We start from the raw sequence: 295 nt of genomic DNA, 5'->3' as shown, positions 1-295 counted from the left end.
GATGAAGTCGCCCTTCTCGTTGATGCCGGAGAAGTCGACGATCTGCTGGTAGCGCTCGCGGACCTGCTCGCGGGTCATGCCCATGGCCAGTCCGCCCAGAATGACGTTGCGCTCGCCGGTCAGGTCGTTCATCAGGGCGGCGTTCACGCCGAGCAGGGAGGGCTGGCCGTGGGTGTAGACATGGCCGCGCTCGGCGGGCAGCAGGCCCGCGACCGCCTTGAGCAGCGTGGACTTGCCCGAGCCATTGGTGCCGATCAGGCCGATCGACTCACCCCGGTAGGCGGTGAAGGTCACG

1 protein-coding gene is annotated in these 295 nt (G+C 67.5%); it reads right to left on the bottom strand.

Annotation, left to right across the window (positions count from 1 at the left end):
- The coding region (locus tag IG84_RS0137480) for an ATP-binding cassette domain-containing protein (RefSeq protein ID WP_031068035.1) at window positions 1-295 on the bottom strand (295 nt) is incomplete at both ends.

This window comes from Streptomyces ochraceiscleroticus, assembly GCF_000720485.1.
Lineage (GTDB): Bacteria > Actinomycetota > Actinomycetes > Streptomycetales > Streptomycetaceae > Streptomyces > Streptomyces ochraceiscleroticus.
This window is presented reverse-complemented; position numbering and strand designations above follow the sequence as displayed.